This window comes from Thalassococcus sp. S3 (assembly GCF_004216475.1).
GTDB lineage: Bacteria > Pseudomonadota > Alphaproteobacteria > Rhodobacterales > Rhodobacteraceae.
Genome location: NZ_CP022303.1, coordinates 3764112 through 3786365 on the forward strand (window position 1 = coordinate 3764112; position 22254 = coordinate 3786365).

21 protein-coding genes are annotated in these 22254 nt (G+C 60.3%); 12 read left to right on the forward strand and 9 right to left on the reverse strand.

What is annotated here, in order from left to right; genetic code table 11:
• The first annotated feature begins 100 nt into the window (after nucleotides 1-100).
• The 3 genes from CFI11_RS18540 to CFI11_RS18550 all read left to right on the forward strand — a co-directional run bounded on the left by CFI11_RS18540 (nucleotide 101) and on the right by CFI11_RS18550 (nucleotide 1523).
• On the forward strand, nucleotides 101-613 hold the full coding sequence (locus tag CFI11_RS18540) for an Rrf2 family transcriptional regulator (RefSeq protein WP_130408618.1): 513 nt from the start codon (nucleotides 101-103) through the stop codon (nucleotides 611-613).
• A 12-nt stretch (nucleotides 614-625) separates the two neighbouring features.
• Nucleotides 626-1081 carry a carboxymuconolactone decarboxylase family protein gene (locus CFI11_RS18545; protein WP_130408620.1) on the forward strand — a complete coding sequence of 152 codons (456 nt, stop codon included), beginning with the start codon at nucleotides 626-628 and terminating at the stop codon, nucleotides 1079-1081.
• Nucleotides 1082-1226: 145 nt separating this feature from the next.
• Entirely contained in the window at nucleotides 1227-1523 is a 297-nt protein-coding gene (locus tag CFI11_RS18550; RefSeq protein ID WP_130408622.1) for a hypothetical protein, read from the forward strand.
• Nucleotides 1524-1587: 64 nt separating this feature from the next.
• Here CFI11_RS18550 and CFI11_RS18555 read toward each other — a convergent pair whose 3' ends face one another.
• Nucleotides 1588-3078 (reverse strand): HTTM domain-containing protein, encoded by a 1491-nt coding sequence (locus CFI11_RS18555; protein WP_130408624.1) that lies wholly within the window; start codon nucleotides 3076-3078, stop codon nucleotides 1588-1590.
• A gap of 58 nt (nucleotides 3079-3136) precedes the next feature.
• On the opposite strand from CFI11_RS18555, the gene CFI11_RS18560 reads away from it, so the two are divergent.
• On the forward strand, nucleotides 3137-3514 hold the full coding sequence (locus tag CFI11_RS18560) for a DCC1-like thiol-disulfide oxidoreductase family protein (RefSeq protein ID WP_130408626.1): 378 nt from the start codon (nucleotides 3137-3139) through the stop codon (nucleotides 3512-3514).
• Here the strand turns inward: CFI11_RS18560 and CFI11_RS18565 are convergent.
• Nucleotides 3504-4193, reverse strand: a complete 690-nt coding sequence (locus CFI11_RS18565; RefSeq protein WP_130408628.1) for a hypothetical protein — start codon at nucleotides 4191-4193, stop codon at nucleotides 3504-3506. The genes CFI11_RS18560 and CFI11_RS18565 overlap by 11 nt on opposite strands.
• The gene (locus tag CFI11_RS18570) at nucleotides 4190-4738 is read right to left on the reverse strand and encodes an RNA polymerase sigma factor (RefSeq protein ID WP_130408630.1); all 549 of its coding nucleotides are present in this window, start codon (nucleotides 4736-4738) and stop codon (nucleotides 4190-4192) included. The genes CFI11_RS18565 and CFI11_RS18570 overlap by 4 nt, the downstream gene beginning before the upstream one ends.
• Before the next feature lie 80 nt (nucleotides 4739-4818).
• On the opposite strand from CFI11_RS18570, the gene CFI11_RS18575 reads away from it, so the two are divergent.
• The 4 genes from CFI11_RS18575 to CFI11_RS18590 all read left to right on the forward strand — a co-directional run bounded on the left by CFI11_RS18575 (nucleotide 4819) and on the right by CFI11_RS18590 (nucleotide 10734).
• A complete protein-coding gene (locus CFI11_RS18575) occupies nucleotides 4819-6129 on the forward strand; it encodes a S8 family serine peptidase (protein WP_130408632.1) in 1311 nt (436 codons plus the stop codon).
• A gap of 169 nt (nucleotides 6130-6298) precedes the next feature.
• Nucleotides 6299-8602 (forward strand): DUF3141 domain-containing protein, encoded by a 2304-nt coding sequence (locus CFI11_RS18580; protein WP_130408634.1) that lies wholly within the window; start codon nucleotides 6299-6301, stop codon nucleotides 8600-8602.
• Nucleotides 8603-8660: 58 nt separating this feature from the next.
• Complete coding sequence (locus CFI11_RS18585) at nucleotides 8661-9878, forward strand: tetratricopeptide repeat protein (RefSeq protein ID WP_130408636.1); 1218 nt, start codon at nucleotides 8661-8663, stop codon at nucleotides 9876-9878.
• A 1-nt stretch (nucleotide 9879) separates the two neighbouring features.
• On the forward strand, nucleotides 9880-10734 hold the full coding sequence (locus tag CFI11_RS18590; RefSeq protein ID WP_130408638.1) for a FecR domain-containing protein: 855 nt from the start codon (nucleotides 9880-9882) through the stop codon (nucleotides 10732-10734).
• Nucleotides 10735-10786: 52 nt separating this feature from the next.
• Here CFI11_RS18590 and CFI11_RS18595 read toward each other — a convergent pair whose 3' ends face one another.
• The 5 genes from CFI11_RS18595 to dctP form a co-directional block, all read right to left on the reverse strand.
• On the reverse strand, nucleotides 10787-12979 hold the full coding sequence (locus tag CFI11_RS18595) for a CHASE2 domain-containing protein (RefSeq protein WP_165390306.1): 2193 nt from the start codon (nucleotides 12977-12979) through the stop codon (nucleotides 10787-10789).
• A gap of 198 nt (nucleotides 12980-13177) precedes the next feature.
• The gene (locus tag CFI11_RS18600) at nucleotides 13178-13948 is read right to left on the reverse strand and encodes an IclR family transcriptional regulator (protein WP_130408642.1); all 771 of its coding nucleotides are present in this window, start codon (nucleotides 13946-13948) and stop codon (nucleotides 13178-13180) included.
• 9 nt (nucleotides 13949-13957) lie between these two features.
• Nucleotides 13958-15316 carry a TRAP transporter large permease gene (locus CFI11_RS18605; protein WP_130408644.1) on the reverse strand — a complete coding sequence of 453 codons (1359 nt, stop codon included), beginning with the start codon at nucleotides 15314-15316 and terminating at the stop codon, nucleotides 13958-13960.
• Entirely contained in the window at nucleotides 15316-15984 is a 669-nt protein-coding gene (locus tag CFI11_RS18610) for a TRAP transporter small permease (protein WP_130408646.1), read from the reverse strand. Before CFI11_RS18610 ends, CFI11_RS18605 begins: the two co-directional genes overlap by 1 nt.
• 94 nt (nucleotides 15985-16078) lie before the next feature.
• Nucleotides 16079-17311 (reverse strand): TRAP transporter substrate-binding protein DctP, encoded by a 1233-nt coding sequence (gene dctP / locus CFI11_RS18615; RefSeq protein ID WP_130408648.1) that lies wholly within the window; start codon nucleotides 17309-17311, stop codon nucleotides 16079-16081.
• Between the two features lie 105 nt (nucleotides 17312-17416).
• On the opposite strand from dctP, the gene CFI11_RS18620 reads away from it, so the two are divergent.
• The 4 genes from CFI11_RS18620 (at nucleotide 17417) to CFI11_RS18635 (ending at nucleotide 21327) form a co-directional block, all read left to right on the forward strand.
• The gene (locus tag CFI11_RS18620) at nucleotides 17417-19012 is read left to right on the forward strand and encodes a GMC family oxidoreductase (protein ID WP_130408650.1); all 1596 of its coding nucleotides are present in this window, start codon (nucleotides 17417-17419) and stop codon (nucleotides 19010-19012) included.
• A gap of 91 nt (nucleotides 19013-19103) precedes the next feature.
• Complete coding sequence (locus tag CFI11_RS18625; protein WP_217358716.1) at nucleotides 19104-19976, forward strand: DMT family transporter; 873 nt, start codon at nucleotides 19104-19106, stop codon at nucleotides 19974-19976.
• Nucleotides 19977-19981: 5 nt separating this feature from the next.
• Nucleotides 19982-20920 (forward strand): lysophospholipid acyltransferase family protein, encoded by a 939-nt coding sequence (locus tag CFI11_RS18630; protein WP_130408652.1) that lies wholly within the window; start codon nucleotides 19982-19984, stop codon nucleotides 20918-20920.
• A gap of 11 nt (nucleotides 20921-20931) precedes the next feature.
• The gene (locus CFI11_RS18635) at nucleotides 20932-21327 is read left to right on the forward strand and encodes a GFA family protein (RefSeq protein WP_165390307.1); all 396 of its coding nucleotides are present in this window, start codon (nucleotides 20932-20934) and stop codon (nucleotides 21325-21327) included.
• Nucleotides 21328-21389: 62 nt separating this feature from the next.
• Here CFI11_RS18635 and CFI11_RS18640 read toward each other — a convergent pair whose 3' ends face one another.
• Entirely contained in the window at nucleotides 21390-22091 is a 702-nt protein-coding gene (locus CFI11_RS18640; RefSeq protein ID WP_130408656.1) for a thioredoxin family protein, read from the reverse strand.
• Nucleotides 22092-22254: the final 163 nt, after the last annotated feature.

Consider the following 22254-nt stretch of genomic DNA (forward strand, 5'->3'; position numbering starts at 1 on the left):
AACAGTCCCAGACCCGGCGCTTTGCACGTCACAAATAAATGCGATTTGACCTGTCGATCTATCATGGATAAGCTTTATCCACGAATTAGCGGGGAGAGAAATGAAGCTTGGTGATGGAGTGGAACAGGCGATCCATGCCGTTGCGGTGCTGGCGAGTTTACCGCCGGGCAGTCTGCTCTCGGCGGCGGCTCTGGCGGAGTTCCATGGCGTATCGCAAAGCTATCTCCTGAAACATATGCAGGCGCTCTCCAAGGCGGGGCTTGTCGAAACGATGCCGGGTCCGAAAGGCGGTTACCGCCTCGCCCTGGCGCCGGACAGAATTTCCCTGCTCGACGTCGTTCTCGCAGTCGAAGGGCCCGAGCCGGCCTTCCGCTGCAAGGAAATTCGCCAGAAGGGCCCGGACCCTCTGCCGGCGCATCGCTATGCAAAGCCGTGCCAGATCAACGTCGCCATGCTGCGCGCCGAACGCGCTTACCGCGCAGAATTGCGCGCCGTGACCATCGGGCAACTCATGGCCCAGGTGGCCGCCGACGACACCGACGGCGCGCTTGCCGCGCGCGGATGCAAATTCTTCGAACCGCATTTGCGCCAGACACCATCAAACGAGAACTGAAAGGACCTGCCCATGCACCCCCGTCTTGACTACATGACCGCGGCGCCCGACGCCTTCCAGGCGGTTCTGGCCCTTGAGACCTATGTCGCCGGAAAATCCGGCCTTGATGCGCGCCTGATCGACCTTGTCAAACTCCGCGCCTCGCAGATCAACGGCTGTGCCTTTTGCGTCGATATGCACACGAAGGAAGCAAAAGCCCATGGTGCCGATCCGCAATGGATCAACCTGGTTTGTGTCTGGCGCGAAGCAGGCGTCTTCAGCGCGCGCGAGCGGGCCGCCCTGGCCTGGACCGAAGCGGTCACCAATGTCCGCGACACCGGCGTGCCGGATCAGGACTTTGAGGCAATCGGCGCGCATTTCAGTGATGCGGAGATTGTAAAACTGACCGTAGCAATCGGCACAATCAACCTGTGGAACAGGCTGGCTGTCAGTTTCCGTACGCCCCATCCGGTTGATGAGGCCGCGTGATTTCGCAAACGGACAGGCCCGATCGGCGGATAATCCCGATTGGGCCAGATCCCGCCAAAAGCGTTTGGGAATAACCCCACCCCTGCAGGCGTAGTCCTTTCGAGAGCAGCCCAGCGCTGTTCAGTTCAGCGAAAGGAAAACGACGATGAAGCTCCCAATATTCGTCCTGACCGGAAGTCTGGCTGTCACCCTCATGTCGCCGCCAGCCTTCGCAAACGATGTCCGCGATGCGATCCGGCTCTTCAACGATGTCTTCAACGCGCAGCCAACCCGCCGGGTTCGGATATGTGAGGATGACGACGACGATGGTGGCCGGTGCTATTACGTGCGGCCGGGCCGGACCATCTATCTTGATGATGACGACGACGACCACGGGCGGCGTTGGCGCCGATACGATGACGACGATGATGATGGGGGCCGTTGGGACGACGATGACGACTAACGGCAAACGTCAATCAGACAGCCGAAGGGCCCGCATCACGGATGTCGGGCCCTTTTTCGTTCGTTCAGACACTGTCGGGCAGAGTGTGGCCTTGCAGCGGCAATCGCGGATAGTCGACAGGCATCGCGCCCCGCGGCGCGCGCAACTGGTTGGGCAAGACCCACGAATTGGGCCGCGCCCATTCCCATTTCACAGCGGTCAGGTCCTGTTCGGGGTCTGTGAATTGCTGCATCGCACGCCCGTTCAGGGACTTGCGGACATCGGCATAGACCGCGACATCGGGATATCCGCGCTCGGCCCAGGCCTGTTCAAGCTGTCGGGCAAAGTCGTAGATGATATCGGGCCGGCCCAGCACGTTGCGGGCCTGTCGAAAGCTCATCACCTGATAGGGGTCAACGGTCCAGGTTTCGCTGCCATCTGCGGCGACGATCCGAAACGTGCCTTCGCTCTGCCGGTCATAGATCCTCATGCGCCACGAAAACCGGTGGCCATCTCCGGTCCAGCCCACCATGTTGTCAAAGAATACCTGCCGCTGAGGCACGGCGACCTGAACGGCGAACCAGACCCCCAGCGCCAGCAGAGCGACGGGCATCAGCCGAAACCGCGCTTTAGGCAGCGCAGGCATCGGCGGCAGCGTTTCAAACCGGCACAGCGCCCCGCGCAACAGCCGTTGCGGCCAATCCGGCGCGAAAAAGATCGTCGTGAGGGCGAGCGTAATCCACGGAAAGATACCGATGTTGAACAATTGTGCATTGGACCAGTGGAACACTGCATAAATCAGAAACACGGCCATCCGGGTCCGATGCCAAAGCAGAAGGGGCGCGCCCACGACATGCAAAAGGATCACACCCCAGGCCGCCACGACAAAGGCCAGATCATACTGAAAGAGAAACCCGAAGAAGACGTCGTCTTCACGTCCCGCCAACCACGAGCGCAGCGGCTCTCCGCGAAGCCAGTCATCGGTGATCTTTACGATGCCGGCATAGACGAGGATGATTTCAAGCTGCAGCTTCAGCGCGGTCACAGGCCAGCGGGGGATCACCAGGCTGCGGATTCGCGGCCAAAGCCAGGCATCCACGGAAAAGGCGCTGTGCGCAGGCATGAATGCCAACAGTACGCCGAACAGGATCACCATATAGTTGTGGTTGAGATACTGGGTCCGGTCCAGAAGGAAGAAATACGCGAAGATCCCGGTCAGCGCAACGATGGAGACGCGATAGAACGCGCCCAAAGCGACAAGCAGGCCAAAAAGACCGACGCCGCCCCAAATGATATGGATCCAGGGCTCCGGCGCGGGTTGGACGAAACTCCAGAACGGAAAGTTAAAGTCGGGTTCGACATAGTACCGGGCAATGCGGTCATAGCGGACATATCGCCACCAGTCCCACGCCAGGATAAGCCCAAAGGCAATCCGAACCACGACAAGGGATTGAATGCTCACGGGCTCTTCAAGCGCGCGATGCAGACGGCTCAGCATTTGGGGTTTCGATGTCACATCACCCTCCTGTGCGAATGATTTGTCGGGAATACGCAGTGGCGGCGCTACGTATTCCATTCAATCGCAAGGCATTTGGCAAAGCGGCGCCCAAGGGATCCACAAGGCGAGGAGAGACATGACCGAGCCCACGCGCATTATCTACGACGGCGAATGCCCCTTTTGTGCGCGCTATGTCCGCATGGTCCGTCTGCGCGATGCCGTAGGCCAAGTGGAGTTGATCGACGCGCGCTCCCACCATCCGATCATCAGCCAGATCGCAGACGCTGGTCTAAATCTGGATGATGGAATGGTTGTCGTGATGGATGGCAAATTGCATCACGGCGATGCGGCGATGACGGCCCTGGCGGTGATGACGACGCGCAGCGGTCTTTTTAATCGGCTGATGCGGGCGATGTTCGCTAATCCCCGGCTCGCCCGCGTCCTTTATCCTCCGCTTGTTGCAGGCCGTGCCATCGTTCTACGCTTGCTGGGGCGCCGCAAAATCAACGGTTAAGCTCGGCAAGCCGCGCGGCCTCTTCCGCTTCCGAAAGCACGGCACCTGCCCCGGTGCTTTGCATCCATGCTTCCAGCGCGTCGAAGGCGCTTGCCGGAACAAAATCATCATTCCCAGGTAATTCGGTCGCGGCGGCAAATCTCAATTCCCAAGTGGCATTGCTTTGGCATCCGACGCCAACCAGATCGCTGCGTTGGGGCAAACGCAGCTCAAACTCCCGGCAGAACGCGCCACCCGGCCCAGTGAAAGAGGCAATCATGGTGACCTCGCCATCGCCCAGGGCGGAATTGGACCCCGACGGGACGGTATTCAGAACCGGCGCAAGCGATGCCATATCGAAGGTGTTTTGCGGCATCTCGCCGGGCCCCAGCAAGACACCTCCCAACAAAACACCCAGCGCCAGACTTGCGGCGATTGTCCCGCCTAGCAGCGGCCAGCGCGGGCGTTGCGCTGGCGACGGGACATGGTCTTTGAGCGTCATCTCGACCCGGTCGCTCAACTCGGCGGGCACGGCCTCAAGCGGCATCGCATCCTGGGCCAATCCAGCAGTTTTGCGGAACAGATCCAGCCTCTCTCGCAAGGCCGGGTCATCCAGAACCGCAGCAGCGACCCTTGCCCGGTCCGCCTCCGCCAATTCGTTGTCGGCATATGCCATAAGCTCTTCATCCGAGACCGTCATCGCGAGGAAGTCTCCGTTTTGTTTGTCGGCTGGCCGGAATACGCCCGCGATCCCCGATCTATTCCCATCGCCTCAGCCAAGGCGATCCTGGCCCGTGCCAGACGTGACATCACAGTGCCGATCGCAACCTCCAACACCTCCGCGGCCTCGCGGTAGCTGAGGCCCTCGACACAGACAAGGATCAGGACATCGCGTTGCGGATCGGGCAATCGCTGGATGGCTTCAAGTGTCTGTCGCACTTCCATCTGCAGCTCTGCGCTGGCGGCGCTATCGGAGTGCGCACCGATTTCCGTATCCTCTGCCGTCAGCATTTCGCCCCTCACCTTCCGTCTGCGCGTCTCGTCGATCCACGCGTTTCGCAGAATGCGAAGCAGCCAGGGCGCAAGGCTTTGCCGAGGGTCGAACTGCGCCCTTTGCCGCAGCGCTTTTTCGACCGTAAGTTGCACGAGATCATCCGCCACATCGGGCCTGCGTGCGAGCGACATGGCATAGCGGCGCAGGTTTGGCAGAAGCTCCACGATGTTACGAGAAAAAGGATCCGTCATGAAAAACCCGAGGCGACCGAGACTTTGGAATAAGGGCGCGCGTCGCCCGTAGTCTAGGCAAAGCACTCTGGGAAAACACCATGTCAGACCTCAGATCCCTTCTGATCCGCGTAATTTTGCTGGTCCTGCTCGCCGTCTCGCCCCCGCTGATGATCAACGTGTCACTGGGATTGGGCAGCCCCGCCTATGCAGATGATGACGACAACGACGATGATGGCGGAGACGATGATGACGACGACGATGACGGGGGTAACGCCCCACGACGGGTCTTTACGGATGACGACGATGACGACGACGGTATTGGCGCGCCGGCGGTGACGGTCCCCCAGCTTGACTTTGCACCCGACGAAATCATCGTGGCCGGCCTGTCCGGGCCGGATCTCAATCAGTTGCTGTTCGAGGGCTACGCGCTTTTGGCGCAGCTTGGCAGCACCCCGGTCTTGAGCCGGCTGCGTATTCCGCCCAACGTTCCAATCGACGCGGCCAGAGCCCGCGTGCGGTTGCTCGGGAGCGGAGCATCGGCGGACTTCAATCACTATTATCGGACCTCCCAAAGTGGATGTGAGCGGCCCGAATGTCCCGCGCTGGAGTTGATCGGCTATCCGGTCGACCGCATCTGCGCCCGCACCGACATTCGGATCGGTATGGTCGATACGGGGATAAACGACACCCATGAGGTTTTCGCCGAGCGGCGGCTGACCGTTCACCGCATCTCTGACATCGCCCAGGATCCGTCGCGTGCGATCCACGGCACCGCCGTCGCCGCAATCCTGATCGGAGCGCCCGAAAGCCGCTCACCGGGCCTTTTGCCGGATGCAACATTGCTGGCCGTGGACGCCTTTTACCGGTCCGGTGCAGATGAACGGGCGGATGCGTTTTCGATTGCAGCCGGGATCGACTGGCTGCGCGCGAGGGACATTTCGGTATTGAACCTGTCCCTGGCAGGCCCGTCCAACACTGAACTGGAGCAAGCAATCAACCGAATTGCCGCCGAAGACGTTCTGGTGATCGCTGCCGTCGGCAATGCAGGCCCCCGCAGCGCGCCGGCCTACCCCGCCGCGTATCCAACGACACTGGCTGTGACCGCGGTGGACGCGCAAGGCACGATTTACCGCCGCGCCGGACAGGGCAACCATGTCAATCTGGCTGCGCCGGGCGTCAACATCTGGACGGCGGCATCGGTTTCGGGCGCAAGGTGGCGGACTGGCACTTCCTTCGCCGCCCCCTTTGCCACCGCCGCGGCGGCGCTTGTCCGGTTCAGCTGGCCCGATTTCACCGCCAGCCAGGTCGGGGATTATCTGATCAGAGGGGCCCGCGATGCCGGTGATCCTGGATTTGACCCTGTCTTTGGCGCTGGCATCCTGCAGCTCAACAACCGCTGTGGGGACTAGGCTTTCTCGTAGGTGCTCCGTTTATGTTTCTGTCGCATGGACCGCTTAGGGTTCATCCAAGCTCTGCCCACCAGAAACTGGTCGGGCCGACGGATGTTCGGCGGAACATCTTAAGATCTGCGTTGATAGATAAACGCACAAAAAAGGTAAGGCGTTGAAAGAGGCAGAGATGCATCAGCACTTGGGGTCAGAACCTCTTCGGCACACCTTTCTGTCCCGCGTCGCGTCACGACGCATCAACGGTGCCGTGGCCACGCTGGGCGATGGGCTGTCGCGCTTTGTTCTGCAACAGAATGCCATCGGCCGGGCGGTTCTCTCGGCGCCAAACCCGCTGGCTCTCAACAGCCAACTGACCCGTTACGTCAGAGACCGTGCGATGCGGAATGTCGCTTTCGCAGATGTCCTAAGACGCTGGAGCGATCAACACATCGCACATAACGCGGCTGGCGCGCCTCCGGTTCTGGCTTACCCTTACACGGTCGTGATGGACGGTGCGGATCTTCCGACACCGTCGAACTATGTTCTGCTGCACATCCAACCGCCCGATGAAACCACGACCTGGCCCGGCAAGCGCCCGTATATCATCATTGATCCGCGCGCAGGGCACGGGCCCGGGATCGGCGGGTTCAAACCCGACAGTCAGGTCGGCGTGGCCCTGGCGGATGGTCATCCGGTCTATGTCGTGGCGTTCCGCCAGATGCCGGAGCCGGGACAGACCATCGCAAGCGTCACCCACACCGAGGCGGCCTTTGTCCGTGAAGTCGAGCGCCTTCATCCCGACAGTCCCAAACCCGTGATCATCGGCAATTGCCAGGGTGGATGGGCCACGGCCATTCTGGCCGCGACGCATCTGGATTTGATCGGCCCAATTGTCCTCAATGGGGCACCCATGTCCTATTGGGGCGGAAAACTGGGCCAGGACCCGATGCGCTATGCCGGTGGCCTGTCGGGAGGAACCTTCCCTGCCGCCTTCTCAAGCGACCTGAACGGCGGTGTCTTTGATGGCGCAAACCTCGTCCAGAACTTCGAAGCTCAAAATCCGGGACGCACATGGTTCCGCAAGTATTATGACCTTTACCGCGCCAGCGACCGGAACGCCGCGCATCGCTTCCTGGAGTTCGAGCGCTGGTGGGGCGCCTTCTTCATGATGACAGAAGCGGAAATCGTCTGGATCCTGGAGAACCTTTTCATTGGAAATCGCCTGTCTCAAAATCAGGCTCAACTTGAACCGGGTGTGCCGATTGATCTCAAGGCGATCCGCGCGCCGATCATTTGCTTTGCCTCTCACGGCGACAACATCACGCCACCCGCACAGGCCCTGAACTGGATCCTCGACATCTTTGCCGACGAGACGGAAATCGAAACACGCGGTCAGCGGATCGTTTATATGGTGCATCCCGATGTCGGGCATCTCGGCATCTTCGTGTCGTCGTCCGTTGCCAAACGCGAGCACACGCAGATGGCTTCAACGCTCAAGACAATCGAGGCATTGCCACCGGGTCTTTTCGAAATGCAGATCGAAACCGTCGCCGGACACGGGATCGAGAAGAACTTTGTCGTCAGCTTCGCACCTCGACGTTTTGAAGATATCGAAGCGGTCACGGGGCTGCGCCGGGACGAGCAGTGTTTTGCTGCGGTCGCGCGACTGTCCGAAGCGACCATGGAGCTTTATGACAGCACCGCCCGACCGCTCATTCGCACGCTCGGTGCGGGACCACGCGGGCGCATGGTGCGGCGCATGCATCCGATGCGAAACATGCGGCAGGCCTGGGCCAGCGACAAACCATTGGGCCAGGCCGCCTTGTGGAGCACGCAACTGCTGCCCCAAGAACAGACGGAGATCGAGCCCGACAATCCGTTCGTTCTGGCGGAGGCACTTTGGGCGGACATGGTGGAGACAAGCTGGAACCTCGTCAGGGATTGGCGGGAGGCTGCGACCGAACTGGCTTTCTTCGCGATCTGGGCGCATCCTGTGATGCTGAGCTACGGCGCGGCGCGTTATCAGCCGCGCACTCTGCCCCGCGAAGACGAGCTGGCCCGTTCTCCCATGGTGGAGCGGGCCCTTGCCTCCGTCCATGAGGGTGGATTGGCCGCCGGTATCGTGCGTCTGCTTCTTCTGCTCGCGGCCACCCGCAAAGACGTCCGCAAAGACCGGTTGGAACGGTCATCCGCAGTTTTGAACACGCAAACACCGTTTGCGGAAATGGAGCCCGCGGATCGCCTGAACCTTATACATCAGCAAAAGATGATCATTCATTTCGATCAGGACGCCGCGATCAATACGCTTCAAGACCTGATTTGCACGGCCGAGGATCGCAAAAGGGCCGAAGACGCCCTTCGTTTCGTCCTCGGCTCAGAGGATGAAATGAGCGAGGGCACCAAAACCGCATGGCATCAGATTCAGGCGTGGCTTCGCGAAGACAGCAGCCAGGTCATTTCGGATCAGATCCGGACGGCACAGAATAATTCTTGATTTTCAGCCCAGTCACTGAATACTCCGAAAAATTCGATTATTTTTCGAGTATTGGGACATGACTTTTCACGGAAGACCCCGTTCGGCCTATGCCGGGCTGATCCTAGCACTGTTTGGCGTTCTTCTATTTGCTTTGCCGTCGCCCGCTGCCGCACAGACCGAACGGGACGCCGTCTTTGCGCAGATGCTGGAGCGGCCCGCCGATACGGCGCTGATGTTGCGATATGCGCAGCTTTCAATCGACGCGCGCGATTACGAAGCGGCCGCCGCAACGCTCGAGCGGCTCCTTGACCTTGATCCGCAAGCGCAAGATGCGCGGCTGGCATTGGCCAAAGCCTACTTTGCGCTCGGCGCAAACGCCGTGGCCGAATATCACCTGACACTCTACAGAGAGCGGGGGCAATTGACCGAGGCAGAGGCCGCGGAGGCCGACGCCTTTGTTCAGGAGGCGCGTATACGTCAGCAGCCTTTGACGTTCGAGGGGTTCCTCTCCGCCGGTGCCGTGCGCCGGAGCGATCTGGGCGAGACCGGGCTTAGCTATAGCGCCGCACTTGGCCTCGACTGGGATATGGGCGGGGCCATCGCCAATAGCTGGCGCACGATATTTCGCCTTGACGGTTATCGCTTTTCCGATGCGCCGGGGGCCGATACCACGCAATTCCTGTTTCGAACGGGGCCTGTGCTCTCGCTTGACGGACAGGCTTTCGGCCCGCGGATCCAGACCTATTTCGAGGCGCGTCTTGTAGAGGACGATGACCCGGCCGACGACGCCGATACTTTGGTTCTTGGGGCGCTTTACACGAATCCGATCACAGACAAATGGTCTGTCTTCGCAGATCTCGGTTTTGGCCGCATCCGGCGGGACGCGCCTGCCACAGATGCCGATCTCGCACGCTTTCAGATAGGCGCCACGCTGCGACCGACCGAGCGGACGCGGATCCGTTTTTCAACCAGGTGGCAGGATGAGCAGGCGCGGGGTGGCGGCACGGATCGTGAACGGATCGGGGCCCGGCTGGACGCCAGCCTGAAATTCTCTCCTGCCTGGTCAAGGGTCGACCGCAATTGGGAGATATCGGGCTTTCTGCAGATCGACCGTGATGAGTTCGGCACCGGACGTGAGGACGATCTGACATCGTACGGTGTCGCGCTGAAGGGATATCTGACAGAGGCTGCGTTCTGGAGGCTCAGCGCCCGACGCGTTGAGCGCGATAGCACGACGGCGGCTTTCGACAGCCGCGAGACCTTTATCGGGCTTCAGGCAGGTTGGGAGTTCTGAGATGCAACGACTTTCCTTGATCCTCGCAAGCGTGACAGTCGGCCTCTTCTTTGCGCTGCCTGTCTTCGCCAACCAGATCGGCGTCGTGGCCTCGATCTCCCCTGCTTTGCGCGGCACACCGCCCGGCGCATCCGAACGCATCCTGGGCCAGGGTCAGGGGGTGGTGCAGGACGAGGTCATTCAGTCCTCGGATGCGGGCCGGGCCCAATTGCTGTTTCTGGATGAAACCACGCTCTCCATCGCGCCATCCAGCCGCGTTGTGCTTGATGCGTTTGTCTACGATCCAAACCGCACGACAGGCCAATTGGGCCTTCAGCTCACCCGCGGCGCGCTGCGCATGATCGGTGGCAACGCGATGCGTGGGGGCGAGGCCGTCGTCAGAACCCCCAGCGCGACCATCGGCATTCGGGGATCCAGCGCCATCGTCATTTATTCGGGGGGCCGGACCACGGCAATTTTCCTCATGGGCGACCGGATGTGCCTGACACGGAATGGCCGGCGCACCTGCACCAACCGGAGCGGGGGTGTCCTGACCGATGATGGATATCTGGGCAAGGTGAGCCAGGGATATCTGGCGGATGTGCTGACCTGGATTGACGGTCCGGCCCCATCCTCTCTGGCCCGCCGCGAAACGGCGCCGGAAAGTCGCACGCGGACCGACGGACCGAAGATCTCTACCACAGGGCAGATTGCGGATACCGGCCTGCTGGATACACGCCGCCGCGTAGACATAGATATTGGCTCTTTCTTCGAAGAAGGACTGCCTGACGAACCCGTGGAAGAGCCGATCGTCAATCCAGAAACGCCCACCACGGAAGAGCGTTACGAGAAGTACGAAGACATCTTCCTCGAATAAACGCTGGGCATGCGTCAGCCCGTCGGAGGGTTGGCGCTCCGGGGGTCAAGGCCTACCGTTTTGCGTCGGCCCGATACAGCATGTCCGGACCGCCTTTGACTTCGGCATCCGCAATACGCTCAAGATAGAAGCGGGCGAGATGCGGCAGATCCAAGCCGGATAGCTGCATTTGCGCAATCTGATCGCAAGCGGCACGCGCCGCCGTCCAATCCGCCGCTTTTTCAGCGACCCGCAACGTGGCCATCTTGGATTTGAAAGCCTGAGCAGCAGGATCGGAGGCTGAAACCAGCACGGCAACGGCTTCGGGCTGGGTGCGGCCTTTCACGACCACCTCGTCAATCTCCACATGCATGTATCCTTCGGGGCAGGCCGACGCTGTCGCCGATCCCACAAGATGCCCCACGCCATAAAGCCGGGTCAGCCCTTCAAGTCGCGCCGCCAACGTCACCGCATCACCAACACAGGAATAACTCAGGCGTTCGGAGGATCCCATGAGACCCACAAACGCCTTGCCCGTATTGACACCGATCCGGGCTTCGACCTGCGGCAGATTTGCATCCTGGAACGTGGCATTGGCATCTGCGACCGCCCTTTCGATCGCGAAAATCGCAAGCTGCGCCTGAACCGCGTGGTCCTCGCGCGCAACCGGGGCGTTCCAGAAGGCCATCACCGCGTCACCGATATATTTGTCGATGGTCGCCCCGTGCGAGACAAGCGCGACCGAGATGCCGTCGAGAAACGTATTGAGCAAGCGCACCACATCTTCGGGCGCCATCTTTTCCGTGAGTGTCGAGAAACGCCGCATGTCCACGAACATGATCGTAAGCTCCCGCTCGGCCCCTTTCGGCGTCAGGGTTTCTTCCGGGCTCTGCACGATCTCGGCGATCAGCGGCTCGGGCAAAAAATGCGCGAATTGTCCGCGGATCTTGCGTCTGGCCACCTCCTTGGCCAGCACGTTGAGCGCCGTGGTCGGGATGAAAACCGCAAAGGCGGCCAGTATCGGACCTGTCGGATCCAGCAAAAGCCCATACGCGGAAAAGGCGTGCCACCCCACGGCCCAGCTGAGCCCGGCCAGACCAAACGCACCAAGAAGACCCAGCGCGGGCGCGTCGGTACGGGACAGCAAGATCATGATCAGGCCGATGGCCGCGATAACCAAAAGCTCAAGCCCGACGGTCCAGTCAGGGCGGTTCAAGAATGTGCCGGCAATGACCTGTTCCAGCACCTCGGCATGGATCATCACCCCCGGCACTTTGTCCGACAGCGGCGTCGTGCGAATGTCAAAGAGCGCCTGCGCGCTGGAACCGATCAGGACAATTTTCCCGGCAATGGCGGCCTGGTTTGCGACCGTGTCCCAATCATCCGCCAGGATGCTCAGGATAGGTGTGGTTCTCCCGGGCTGAAGGCCCGCGAAATGGACGTGAAAATCACCGCTCGCGTCCAATGGATACTGCGCCGCACCCGTTTTCATCGCAACGACCAGATTGCTGCCACCGGCGCCCTCTCCTGACGCCTGTGTGGTTCGCAAGATGTGAGAGCCAGCACCTTGTGCGACACGCAAAAGCTCTGCCGACAGGGACGGATATGTCTGATCTCCAAGACGCGCGGCCATCGGAACCCTGCGCGTAATGCCGTCTCTTCCGGGTGTGAGGCTGACATGTCCCAACCCAGCAGCGGCCTCACCCAGCTCCGGCACGGGAAGAAGGGCGCCTGGAAACGTCAAAAGCGCGTCGGCCGGATCGGCCCCGGTAAACGCCACCCCTGCCTTTGGCGGCGGAACCACGCCTCCATCGCGCCCCGACAGGGCCAGGACCGTTGGTCCCTGTGACAAAGCCCTTGCAAAAATCGCGTCGTGATCGGCCAAGGCGCTCAGCCCCTCCGGAAGACGGATATCTTCGCGAAATCGTGTCAGGTTTTCCCGCAGCGCGCGCGGGGAGGTGCGATCCGGCTCGGCCAACAGGATATCAAATCCAATCGCGACAGCACCCAGCCCAAAAAGCCGGTCGGTCAAAGCGGCAAGATAGGTGCGCGGCCAGGGCCACTGCCCCAATGTCTCAAGCGACGCCTCATCGATATCGATGACATGCACGGGCGCATCGCGATCATAAACACGCGGCGACAGGCGCTGATACCCGTCCTGCACCGCATTTCGCACAAGCTCTACCGGAGGCGGCGATATGATGTAGAGGATCAACAGCGTCGCAGTCACCGCAAGACCGGATATCCAGGTCGCACGTCGCAGCAACTTGCCCCTTTCCCACATATTCAACACGTCACCTCGGAACCGCCGCACATGAAACCCGTGATCAACTTATCCCGCCGGCGAGATATCTGCATCTGCTTTGATTTCTCCTGGGATCGCCTCTGCACCTGAAACCGTCCCGTTTCAGCAGACAGCATCGAGAGAGGTGGCTCCCGAAGGGATGTGAAGCTCGCCGCTTTGCTAGCTCAGCAGCAAAGCCGAAAGCTTGTCGGCAGCCTCTTTCAAGCGATCGACATTCTGTTCCAGATCGCTCAGGCGGTGCCGTTGGATTGGCGCGTGAACCGACAGGGTCGATACCACCCGATCCCGATCATCCAGAATAGGCATCGCGACAGCGGCCATGCCTTCCATGAATTCCTCGTCATCGGTGGAGTATCCGCGCGCCCGCGTTTTCGCCAATTCGGCCTGCAAGGCCTCAAGGCTCGTGATGCTGCGCGGGGTACGGGCCTCCAGCTTGCGGGACGACATGAAACGCTCGACATAAGACGGGCTGAGGGACGACAGGTACATTTTGCCGCTGGCCGTACAGTGGAACGGCACCTGACTGCCAACCGGCAACTGGATGCGCAGCGGCCATTTGGTCTCGACCCGATCAAGATAGACCATCCCGTCGCGATCTGGCGTGGCGATGTTGCAGGTTTCGCCGATATCCTCCGCCACGCTCTGCAAGATCGCCAGCCGGGCCGCCCTGATGCGCTGCGAGGACAGCGTATTCACCGAAAGCCTGCGCATTCTGGGTCCCGGCCCGTACGACCGCCCGTCTATGTCGCGTTGAATGAACCCCTCTGCCTCGGCGGTGTGAAACAGACGGTGGATCGTCGGTTTCGGCAGACCCAGCGCCAGGCCGACCTCGGCCGGTGTCACCGGCACGCCGGCCTGGGCCACCTCCTCAAGCAGCAGCAGAAGCCTCAGGTTGGTGGGAATTTGCTCGGATCGGGCATCGTCGGGCATGGCACTGTGTCATCGGTTCGGCAACAGGATCAGCGCCAGATCGGGAACAAGGGACACGACAATCCAGACACTGATCAATGCGATCAAATAAGGAACCGTATAGCGAAGAAGCCGGAAATAGGGAACGCCCGTGACCCCGGATGCGACATAGAGGTTCAGCCCGTAAGGCGGGGTGATAAAGCCGATGGACGCACCAACGAGGAAGATTACCGAAAAGTGGATCGGATCCACACCGACCGAAGCGGCAATGGGCGCAAGGATCGGGGCCAGGATGATCGTGACCGGAAGGCTTTCCAGAACCATCCCGGAAAAGAACACGATGACCATGGCCGTGAAAAGCACGGCGTAATAACCGCCCATCGACGTCACGAAATCGCCGATGACCTGCTGCGCCCCAAGAAGGGACAGGATTTGCTGCATCACCACGGAAATGGCGATCAGTGGGGCAAGAATGCCGGTGATTTGCGCCGAACGCATCGTGATCGACGGGATCTCGGGGATCTTGAAGCCCTGAACGACGAACATCTCGGCATAGCTTTTGTCTTTCACGGACTTTTCCGCGTCACTGCCCAGGATCTTGTTCAGCGGATAGCTCACCAGCCCGGCGATGAGGCAGAAGCCAACCGTCACGCCAGCCGCTTCGGTTGGAGAGAACTTGCCGGTGTAGATCCCCCACAGGACAAGCCCGATGGCGAAAAAGCCTAGCCAGGCGCCAAAGGCGGTCTTCAGGACCCGGTTCAGTTGCAAAGGGATCAGATAGCCCCAGCCGTTCATGCGGCAGATGATCCAGCAGGCGACCTGCATGCCGATGACCATCAGCGCACCCGGCAGAATGCCGGCCACGAAAAGGTCCGAGATCGGCAGGTTCATCAGAAACCCGTAAACGATGAAGATGATGGAGGGCGGGATGATGATGCCGACCGTGCCACCCGCAGCGGCGGTGGCCGCGGAAAAGCGTTCGTCATATCCGCCCTTCACCATCTCAGGATGCAGCATGGACCCGATCGTGGCCGTCGTGGCCGAATTCGACCCCGAGATCGCGGCGAAAAGACCGCAAGCGCCAAGGGAGGCCATCGCAAGGCCGCCGCGCAGCCAGCCAAGGCAGGCATAGGCGAAGTCCGACAATCGCCGCGCGATCCCGGATTTGTTGATCAGGTCACCGGTCAGGATGAAAAGGGGCATCGCCAGAAGGGCAAAGCCCTTGTTGAACACGTTCAACAACTCCGCGCCCATATTGTCGAGCGTGAGGCCCAGCACCCAGGAACAGCCGATCACCCAATAGGCGATGACCAGCAGAACCGGAACGCCCAGCATGAACAAAAACGTGACCCCGACCGAGATCAGCGTGACAAGGGTTCCGTCGGTCATCACACATCCCCCCCGATCACAGCCTGTTTGATCAACGGCTCACCGTTGCGATAGTTGTCGATATCGTCAGCCAGGTTTTGAAACACCCGACCGGCCATCAGCAGAAAGGCAACCGGAGCCGTGATCAGAAACCACCATTGCATGACGTCATCCGTGCCCAGCACGATCTGAAAATTCGAGGCTGAGAGTGCGGTCAAACGCGTCGTCGTCGTGACCACGATGATTGCGAAACCAAGCCAAAGTGCCGCGTCAAGAAGCAGGCAGGCCATCTGGCCGTTACGGGGCATGGCCGTGCGAAACTCCGAAAAGCTCAGATGCGTGCGAAGGCGCACGTTAAAGGCAGCGCCGAACCAGGCCATGATCATGAACAGAAGCGGTGGGATTGTCGTCGACCACGCTTCCTGATTGTTAAAGACGAAGCGGTCAATCACCCCCCAGAAGATGATCATCGCGATGGCAAGGTAGGAAAAGACCATAACCGTCCGTTCCAGATGCCGTTCGACAAACGGCACGGCGCGGTAAACGAACATGACCAGCAATCCACCCAGGACGGTCGCGGATGCACCGAAGATCCACGCCGCGTTAGACCGCATGGCGTTGCTGATCTCCCAGGAATCCTGTGATGCAAGCGCGCTGAAGATTGCGCCTGTGTCGGCCCAGATAGACATGGTCCCTCCTCCCTGTCTCGCCGGGCTTTCCCGGTCTTGGGTCAGTGCGAAACCGGCCCCGCAAACGGGACCGGTCTTTGTCAAGCAGGCTGGATCAGCCTTTCCACCACCGGCGCGGCTCCACGTTTTCGGGCAGCATATCCGCCGAAACCTCGCGCGCGATGTCATAGATCTCCTGATAGGTGTCGATGCCACCGGCCCAGCCATTCAAACGGTCGCGCCATTGCTCCCAAAGCTGCGGCTGGAACTCGGGCGAGCACATCTCCTCCGCCATCTTGATCTCGCTGTCAGGCAGGAAGGCCGGGCGCACGTTGTTTTCAACAAAGATCGTGTTGGGCAACTGCGGATCGGAGAACCCGACCGTTTTGACAAGCGCGGCCTCGTTCGCTGCCTGCACGTGAACCTGTGCCCAGTAGGACGATTCCATCACCGCGTCCTGCAAGTAACCTTCCAGGCCATCGAATGTGGACGCCTTCATCGAGGTGTGTTCGGTTCCGCAGAAGAACTTCAGGTCGACCGATTGGCTGACCACCGGCGACATGTTGGCGTATGCCACCGCCGACGCCCAGGTTTCCGCCCCGTCGATCAAGCCCTGTTTCAGACCGTCGAGTGTTTCTTCCCACGCCACGGGCACCGGGTTCAGGTTCAGCGCCTGCATCGCGATGCGACCCAGCTGCGTCCCCGTCACCCGGTTCTTCGTGCCGAAGAGCTGCTCGAGTTTTGTGACGGTCGGTTTGTCTTCCCAGCCAAGACCCAGCTGGATGCCGCGCAATTCGCAATGGCTGAAAAGGAATTTCAGCCCATGCCGCTTCTCCAGCGGATCGCGCAGGATCTCCTGGCTCTTGGGATGATAGAGGAAGTGATACTGCGACGCGCGGCCCGGGAACATGAACGCATAATCAAGAACGTTCAGATAGGGCGCGCCCCCCGCGGAGTTCTGCGTGGATGCCGCGTAGATGTCGATGATGCCCTGCTGGGTTTTCTCCACGCAGGACAGCTGCCCGCAGATCTGGTTGTCGCCGATGAATTCGATGCGGATCTCACCGTCTGTGCGGCTTTCCAGATCCCGCGCGAATTCCAACGCACCGGCCCGTTCGATCAGCAGGTTGCGGGCATTAAAGCCGGACGCGCCAAATTTCAGATTGTGCTTTGCCGGTTTCGAAAAGCGACGCTCATAGGTTGATTCGGCTGCTGACGCCAAGCTGGCCAGGCTCATGGCACCCGTAAAACCGCCCGCCGCCATGAGCGTCGAAGACATCCCATATTGACCAGCCAGCTTAAACAGATCCCGCCGCGATATACGGCTGAGCTTCTCAGTTAATCTCATGACTATCCTCCCAAATCGTCAGTTATTGAGACATATTGTTTCAAAAAAGACTAGAATACGAATTTCGATCTGTATAGTCTTTTTTACTCAAGGGAGGATTTTCACGTGGATGCAGACTATGTGATCGTGGGCGCCGGCTCGGCCGGTTGCGTGCTGGCGAACCGGCTGAGTGCGGATCCGAAGGTAAAGGTGGTGCTGCTGGAAGCTGGCGGAAAAGACACCAACCCGTGGATCCACATCCCCGTCGGCTACTTCAAGACCATGCATAATCCCAAGGTCGACTGGTGCTACCGGACCGAGCCGGATCCGGGTTTGAATGGCCGGTCGATTGACTGGCCGCGCGGTAAGGTTCTGGGCGGGTCTTCGTCGTTGAATGGCCTGCTTTACGTGCGCGGGCAGAAGGAAGATTACGACCGCTGGCGGCAGATGGGCAACGAGGGCTGGGGATGGGACGATGTCCTGCCTCTGTTCAAGAAGTCCGAGGATCAGGAACGCGGTGCGGACGATTATCACGGCACCGGCGGCCCGCTTTCGGTCTCGAACATGCGCATCCAGCGCCCGATCTGCGATGCCTGGGTCGCTGCGGCGCAGGCGGCGGGATACCCTTTCAACCCTGATTACAACGGGGCTGAACAGGAGGGTGTCGGTTATTTTCAGCTCACCACGCGAAACGGCCGCCGCTGCAGCTCTGCCGTGGCCTATCTGAAACCGGCCCGCACACGTCCAAACCTGCACATCGTGACCCATGCCCAGGTCCAGCGCCTTGTGCTGGATGGAAAACGCGCAACGGGCGTCGAGTATTCGGACGCATCGGGCCGACGGCAGATCGTCAGCGCCAGCCGCGAGATCGTGTTGAGTTCGGGCGCGATCGGCTCCCCTCAGATCCTGATGCTGTCGGGCATCGGCGACCCGGATCACCTCAAGGAAAACGGGATCGAACCGCGGCATGCCCTGGCGGGGGTGGGCAAGAACCTGCAAGACCACCTTCAGGCCAGGCTCGTCTTCAAGTGTAACGAGCCCACTTTGAACGATGAGGTGCGCAGCCTCTTCAACCAGGCGCGCATAGCCATGAAATACGCACTTTTCCGTGCGGGTCCCATGACCATGGCCGCAAGCCTTGCAACCGGCTTCATGCGGACCCGGCCAGATGTCGCAACGCCCGACATTCAGTTTCACGTCCAACCCTGGTCAGCCGACAGCCCCGGCGAAGGCGTGCATCCGTTTTCTGCCTTCACAATGTCGGTCTGCCAATTGCGCCCTGAAAGCCGGGGCGAGGTTCGGCTGAGCGGATCGGACCCCAGGACCTATCCCAAGCTGATCCCGAATTACCTGTCGACCGACACGGATTGCCGAACCCTTGTCGATGGCATCAAGATTGCCCGAAACATCGCACGGACCGCACCGCTCAGCACCAAGATCGCTGAGGAATTCCGACCGACCGCGACGCTTGATATGGAGGATTACGACGGCACACTGGATTGGGCCCGCAACAACTCCGTCTCGATCTATCATCCAACCGGAACGTGCAAGATGGGCCAGGGCGCGGACGCTGTCGTCGATGCAAAACTGAAGGTACACGGTATCGAAGGTCTGCGTGTCGCGGATTGTTCGATCATGCCCGAGATCGTGTCGGGCAACACCAACGCGCCCGCGATCATGATCGGGGAAAAGGCCAGCCATCTGATTTCAGGGGCGGCCTGACCCGGGCAGGCGCTGGACAGCGCCGTGGGAGCGGCGTAAGCCTGCGCCATGGTCATCTGGCTCCTCTTCTCATGACGTTGGTTGCGTTGCGATGACTGATCGCGCCATTCCCGCGTCCCAGGACGGGCGTGCGATCACGCTCATGATAATCGCGATCTGCAGCTTTTCCCTGATGGATGTGACGGTCAAGGCGCTGGCGCCCATCGTAGGCACGATCCCCGCGCTTTGGGCGCGGTACACGGGCCAGATGGTGATCGTGCTTGTCCTGATCTCGCCGCATCTGCGCCAGACGGTGCGAACCGAATTCCCGGTGTTACAGCTGGCCCGATCGGTTCTTTTGATGGGCGCGACCGCCTTTTTCTTTCTGGCGCTCAGCCGTATTCCCCTGACCGATGCCGCCGCGCTGATGTCGATTAATCCGGTGATCATCACGCTGGGTGCCGCCTTGTTTCTGGGCGAGAGGCTGGGACCGCGACGCGTGACGGGCATTTTCGTCGCCTTGTGTGGCGCCCTGATCATCATCCGGCCCGGCAGTGATGTCTTTTCCCCGGCCGCGCTTTACCCGCTTGCAGCGGCTCTGTGTTATTCGAGCTATGCGCTTCTGACACGGCGGGTCGGAGACCGCGAAAGCGTATGGACCTCGCTCTTTTACACCGGACTTGTCGGAACGCTCCTTCTGAGCGTCGCCGTGCCCTTTGCCTGGACCCCGCCACCGCTTGAAGGGTGGTTGCTGATGGGTCTGGTCGCCCTTTTCGGAACAGGCGGGCAGCTTTTTCTCATCCGGGCCTTCAGCGCGGGGGAGGCGAGCATGCTTGCGCCCTACTCCTATGTCGGTCTGATCTTCGCGGCGGTCTGGGGTGTTGTGTTTTTCAGCGAATGGCCGGATGGGTGGACGGTGTGCGGCGCGCTTGTGATCGCGTTGGCCGGGCTTTATGTCTGGTATCGCGAAACCTATCGCCGCTAGATCAGATGCCTGCCGATCCCCGTGACCTGCCCCTGTTGAGCCGTGTGCGGCTTTATGCCGTGAACCTCGTTTTGCGCGGCCTGATCGGTGGCGCGATGCTTTTGCCCTACGCGAAACGGGTGCGGTTGATGGGCTGGCTTGTGGCACGGATCATTGCGCCCCTGGCGCGGTTCGACACACGCATTCGGGACAATCTGAACCTTGTCTGCCCGGATCTGCCGGAGGCAGAAATCCAGCGTCTCTGCCGCGCCGTACCCGACAATGCAGGCCGCACCTTGATCGAGATTTACTCGGGTCAGCCTTTCATCGACCGCGCAAAGGCCGCACCCATTCAGGGACCCGGCTTTTCCGCACTTGAGGCTGCGCGGGCGAGCGGACGTCCGGTGATCCTCGTGACAGGTCATTTCGGAAATTACGATGTGGCCCGCGCCAACCTGATTGCACGCGGTCACAATATGGGTGCGCTTTATCGCAGGATGGCAAACCCATATTTCAACGAACATTACGTGCGCTCAATCTCGGCCATCGGCACCCCCATGTTCGAACAGGGCCGCCGGGGTATGATGGAGATGGTCAAACATCTTAAATCCGGCGGACTTCTGGGTATTCTCACAGATCTGCACGCCCACGGCGGCAAGGCGCTGACATTTTTCGGCAAACCGGCTGTCACCTCGGTGGTCACAGCGGAACTGGCCCTGAAATACGATGCAGAGTTGATCCCGATCTACGCGGTGCGCCAACCGAATGGCCTCGACTTCGAAATCGTGATGCAGGCGCCCATCCCGCATTCGGACCCTGAAACGATGACGCAAGCGGTCAATGACGGGCTCGAACGGCTGGTACGCGATCATATGGACCAATGGTTCTGGATCCATCGTCGGTGGAAACCCTGGTTCGATGTCGGCCTGCAGACCGACTCTGTCGGCCTGGGTGTGAAGGAGTAAGTCTTGTGTCCATGACCGGCGGATGTCTTTGCGGGGCGATACGGTATCGGATGTCCGAAAAACCGGACTATGCAAGCTATTGTCATTGCGGGATGTGCCGCAAAGCGACCGGTGCCCCATTCGCAGGCTTCGTGGAAGCTGCCGGTCACATAGCGTGGGACCCGGAACCACCCGCCGAGTTTGCGTCATCTCCCGGAATTCTGCGCCGTTTCTGCCGCATCTGCGGAAGCGCATTGACGTTCGAGACTGACGACATCGTTTTCGTCACGCTCGGAAGTCTCGACAAGCCAGAAGATGTGCGCGTGCAATGCCACACCTATACGGAATTCCGCCTGCCGGACATCCTGATATCAGACGATCTTCCCTCGCATCCAGATCCTGCAGGTGGCAAGGGCGGACGACCTTAGCGAACGGTCAGCCCCGCAAGGACCAATGCCGAAGTGTTCGACAGGTCCGCCAAACAGTTCTGTCAGTCGACCTTGGCCGCCGCCACGATCGGCCCCGTCTTTTCACTCTGGATCAGGACCACGGCAGGACGATCATCGGACGCCTCCGCCTTCATTTCGAGCGGCTTCCGACCATCCCATTCGCCAAGAACGGTCCAGCCGTCCACAACGTTGCGATAGGTCATGTGTCGCCCAGCGTTTTCGCCACGCATGATGTGCGCCGTGCGCTCGTGTTGATATCGCACAAGTTGAACAACCATCACAGCGCCTGTCGCTTCTTCGACCGCGTCGGCGCGGATCACGACATTCTTCCCATCGCGCGCGATCTTCAGGGTGATCTTCGCGGGCACGGCTTTGTGTTTCATGATCAGGTCGGCCAGCTGCATCGCCCGCGCGCCAACGACATCATCCATGCCGTTGATGATCATTTGAGGCGTATAGATCGACCTGCGCCCGGCCTCGACCGCATACGCCTTTTGCCGCGCGGTGTAAGCGGGGTCGGCATATTCGTCCTTCCAGCCAATATAGTCCCAATAATCGACGTGCAGCGCCAGAGCGATGACATCATCGCGATCCGCCAGTTCGTGCATCAGCTTGTCCGCTGGCGGACAGGATGAGCAGCCCTGCGACGTGAAAAGCTCAACCACGACGGGACTGTTCTGAGCTGTCGCGGGAACGGCAAGCGACGTGAGCAGAAGCAACAGGGATAGCAGGAATGACTTCATGGGTGGACAGACTTTTTCATCGGGTGTGATTGGGATGTAGAGAAACCATATTGTAATGACCAATCAAGGTTTCGAGAGACCCGCGTGACGCTTTGTGTACCACGGTATACAAAATTGACGCACCCGCGCTTATCTCTATTGAACGCGCAGCCCGAAAGGTTCA

Excerpts from the sequence above, each read along its gene's own strand:
- CFI11_RS18540 (WP_130408618.1), top strand. The coding sequence starts at position 101 with ATGAAGCTTGGTGATGGAGTGGAACAGGCGATCCATGCCGTTGCGGTG.
- CFI11_RS18545 (WP_130408620.1), top strand. The coding sequence starts at position 626 with ATGCACCCCCGTCTTGACTACATGACCGCGGCGCCCGACGCCTTCCAG.
- CFI11_RS18550 (WP_130408622.1), top strand. The coding sequence starts at position 1,227 with ATGAAGCTCCCAATATTCGTCCTGACCGGAAGTCTGGCTGTCACCCTC.
- CFI11_RS18555 (WP_130408624.1), bottom strand. The coding sequence starts at position 3,078 with ATGGAATACGTAGCGCCGCCACTGCGTATTCCCGACAAATCATTCGCA.
- CFI11_RS18560 (WP_130408626.1), top strand. The coding sequence starts at position 3,137 with ATGACCGAGCCCACGCGCATTATCTACGACGGCGAATGCCCCTTTTGT.
- CFI11_RS18565 (WP_130408628.1), bottom strand. The coding sequence starts at position 4,193 with ATGACGGTCTCGGATGAAGAGCTTATGGCATATGCCGACAACGAATTG.
- CFI11_RS18570 (WP_130408630.1), bottom strand. The coding sequence starts at position 4,738 with ATGACGGATCCTTTTTCTCGTAACATCGTGGAGCTTCTGCCAAACCTG.
- CFI11_RS18575 (WP_130408632.1), top strand. The coding sequence starts at position 4,819 with ATGTCAGACCTCAGATCCCTTCTGATCCGCGTAATTTTGCTGGTCCTG.
- CFI11_RS18580 (WP_130408634.1), top strand. The coding sequence starts at position 6,299 with ATGCATCAGCACTTGGGGTCAGAACCTCTTCGGCACACCTTTCTGTCC.
- CFI11_RS18585 (WP_130408636.1), top strand. The coding sequence starts at position 8,661 with ATGACTTTTCACGGAAGACCCCGTTCGGCCTATGCCGGGCTGATCCTA.
- CFI11_RS18590 (WP_130408638.1), top strand. The coding sequence starts at position 9,880 with ATGCAACGACTTTCCTTGATCCTCGCAAGCGTGACAGTCGGCCTCTTC.
- CFI11_RS18600 (WP_130408642.1), bottom strand. The coding sequence starts at position 13,948 with ATGCCCGACGATGCCCGATCCGAGCAAATTCCCACCAACCTGAGGCTT.
- CFI11_RS18605 (WP_130408644.1), bottom strand. The coding sequence starts at position 15,316 with ATGACCGACGGAACCCTTGTCACGCTGATCTCGGTCGGGGTCACGTTT.
- CFI11_RS18610 (WP_130408646.1), bottom strand. The coding sequence starts at position 15,984 with ATGTCTATCTGGGCCGACACAGGCGCAATCTTCAGCGCGCTTGCATCA.
- dctP (WP_130408648.1), bottom strand. The coding sequence starts at position 17,311 with ATGAGATTAACTGAGAAGCTCAGCCGTATATCGCGGCGGGATCTGTTT.
- CFI11_RS18625 (WP_217358716.1), top strand. The coding sequence starts at position 19,104 with ATGACTGATCGCGCCATTCCCGCGTCCCAGGACGGGCGTGCGATCACG.
- CFI11_RS18630 (WP_130408652.1), top strand. The coding sequence starts at position 19,982 with ATGCCTGCCGATCCCCGTGACCTGCCCCTGTTGAGCCGTGTGCGGCTT.
- CFI11_RS18635 (WP_165390307.1), top strand. The coding sequence starts at position 20,932 with ATGACCGGCGGATGTCTTTGCGGGGCGATACGGTATCGGATGTCCGAA.
- CFI11_RS18640 (WP_130408656.1), bottom strand. The coding sequence starts at position 22,091 with ATGAAGTCATTCCTGCTATCCCTGTTGCTTCTGCTCACGTCGCTTGCC.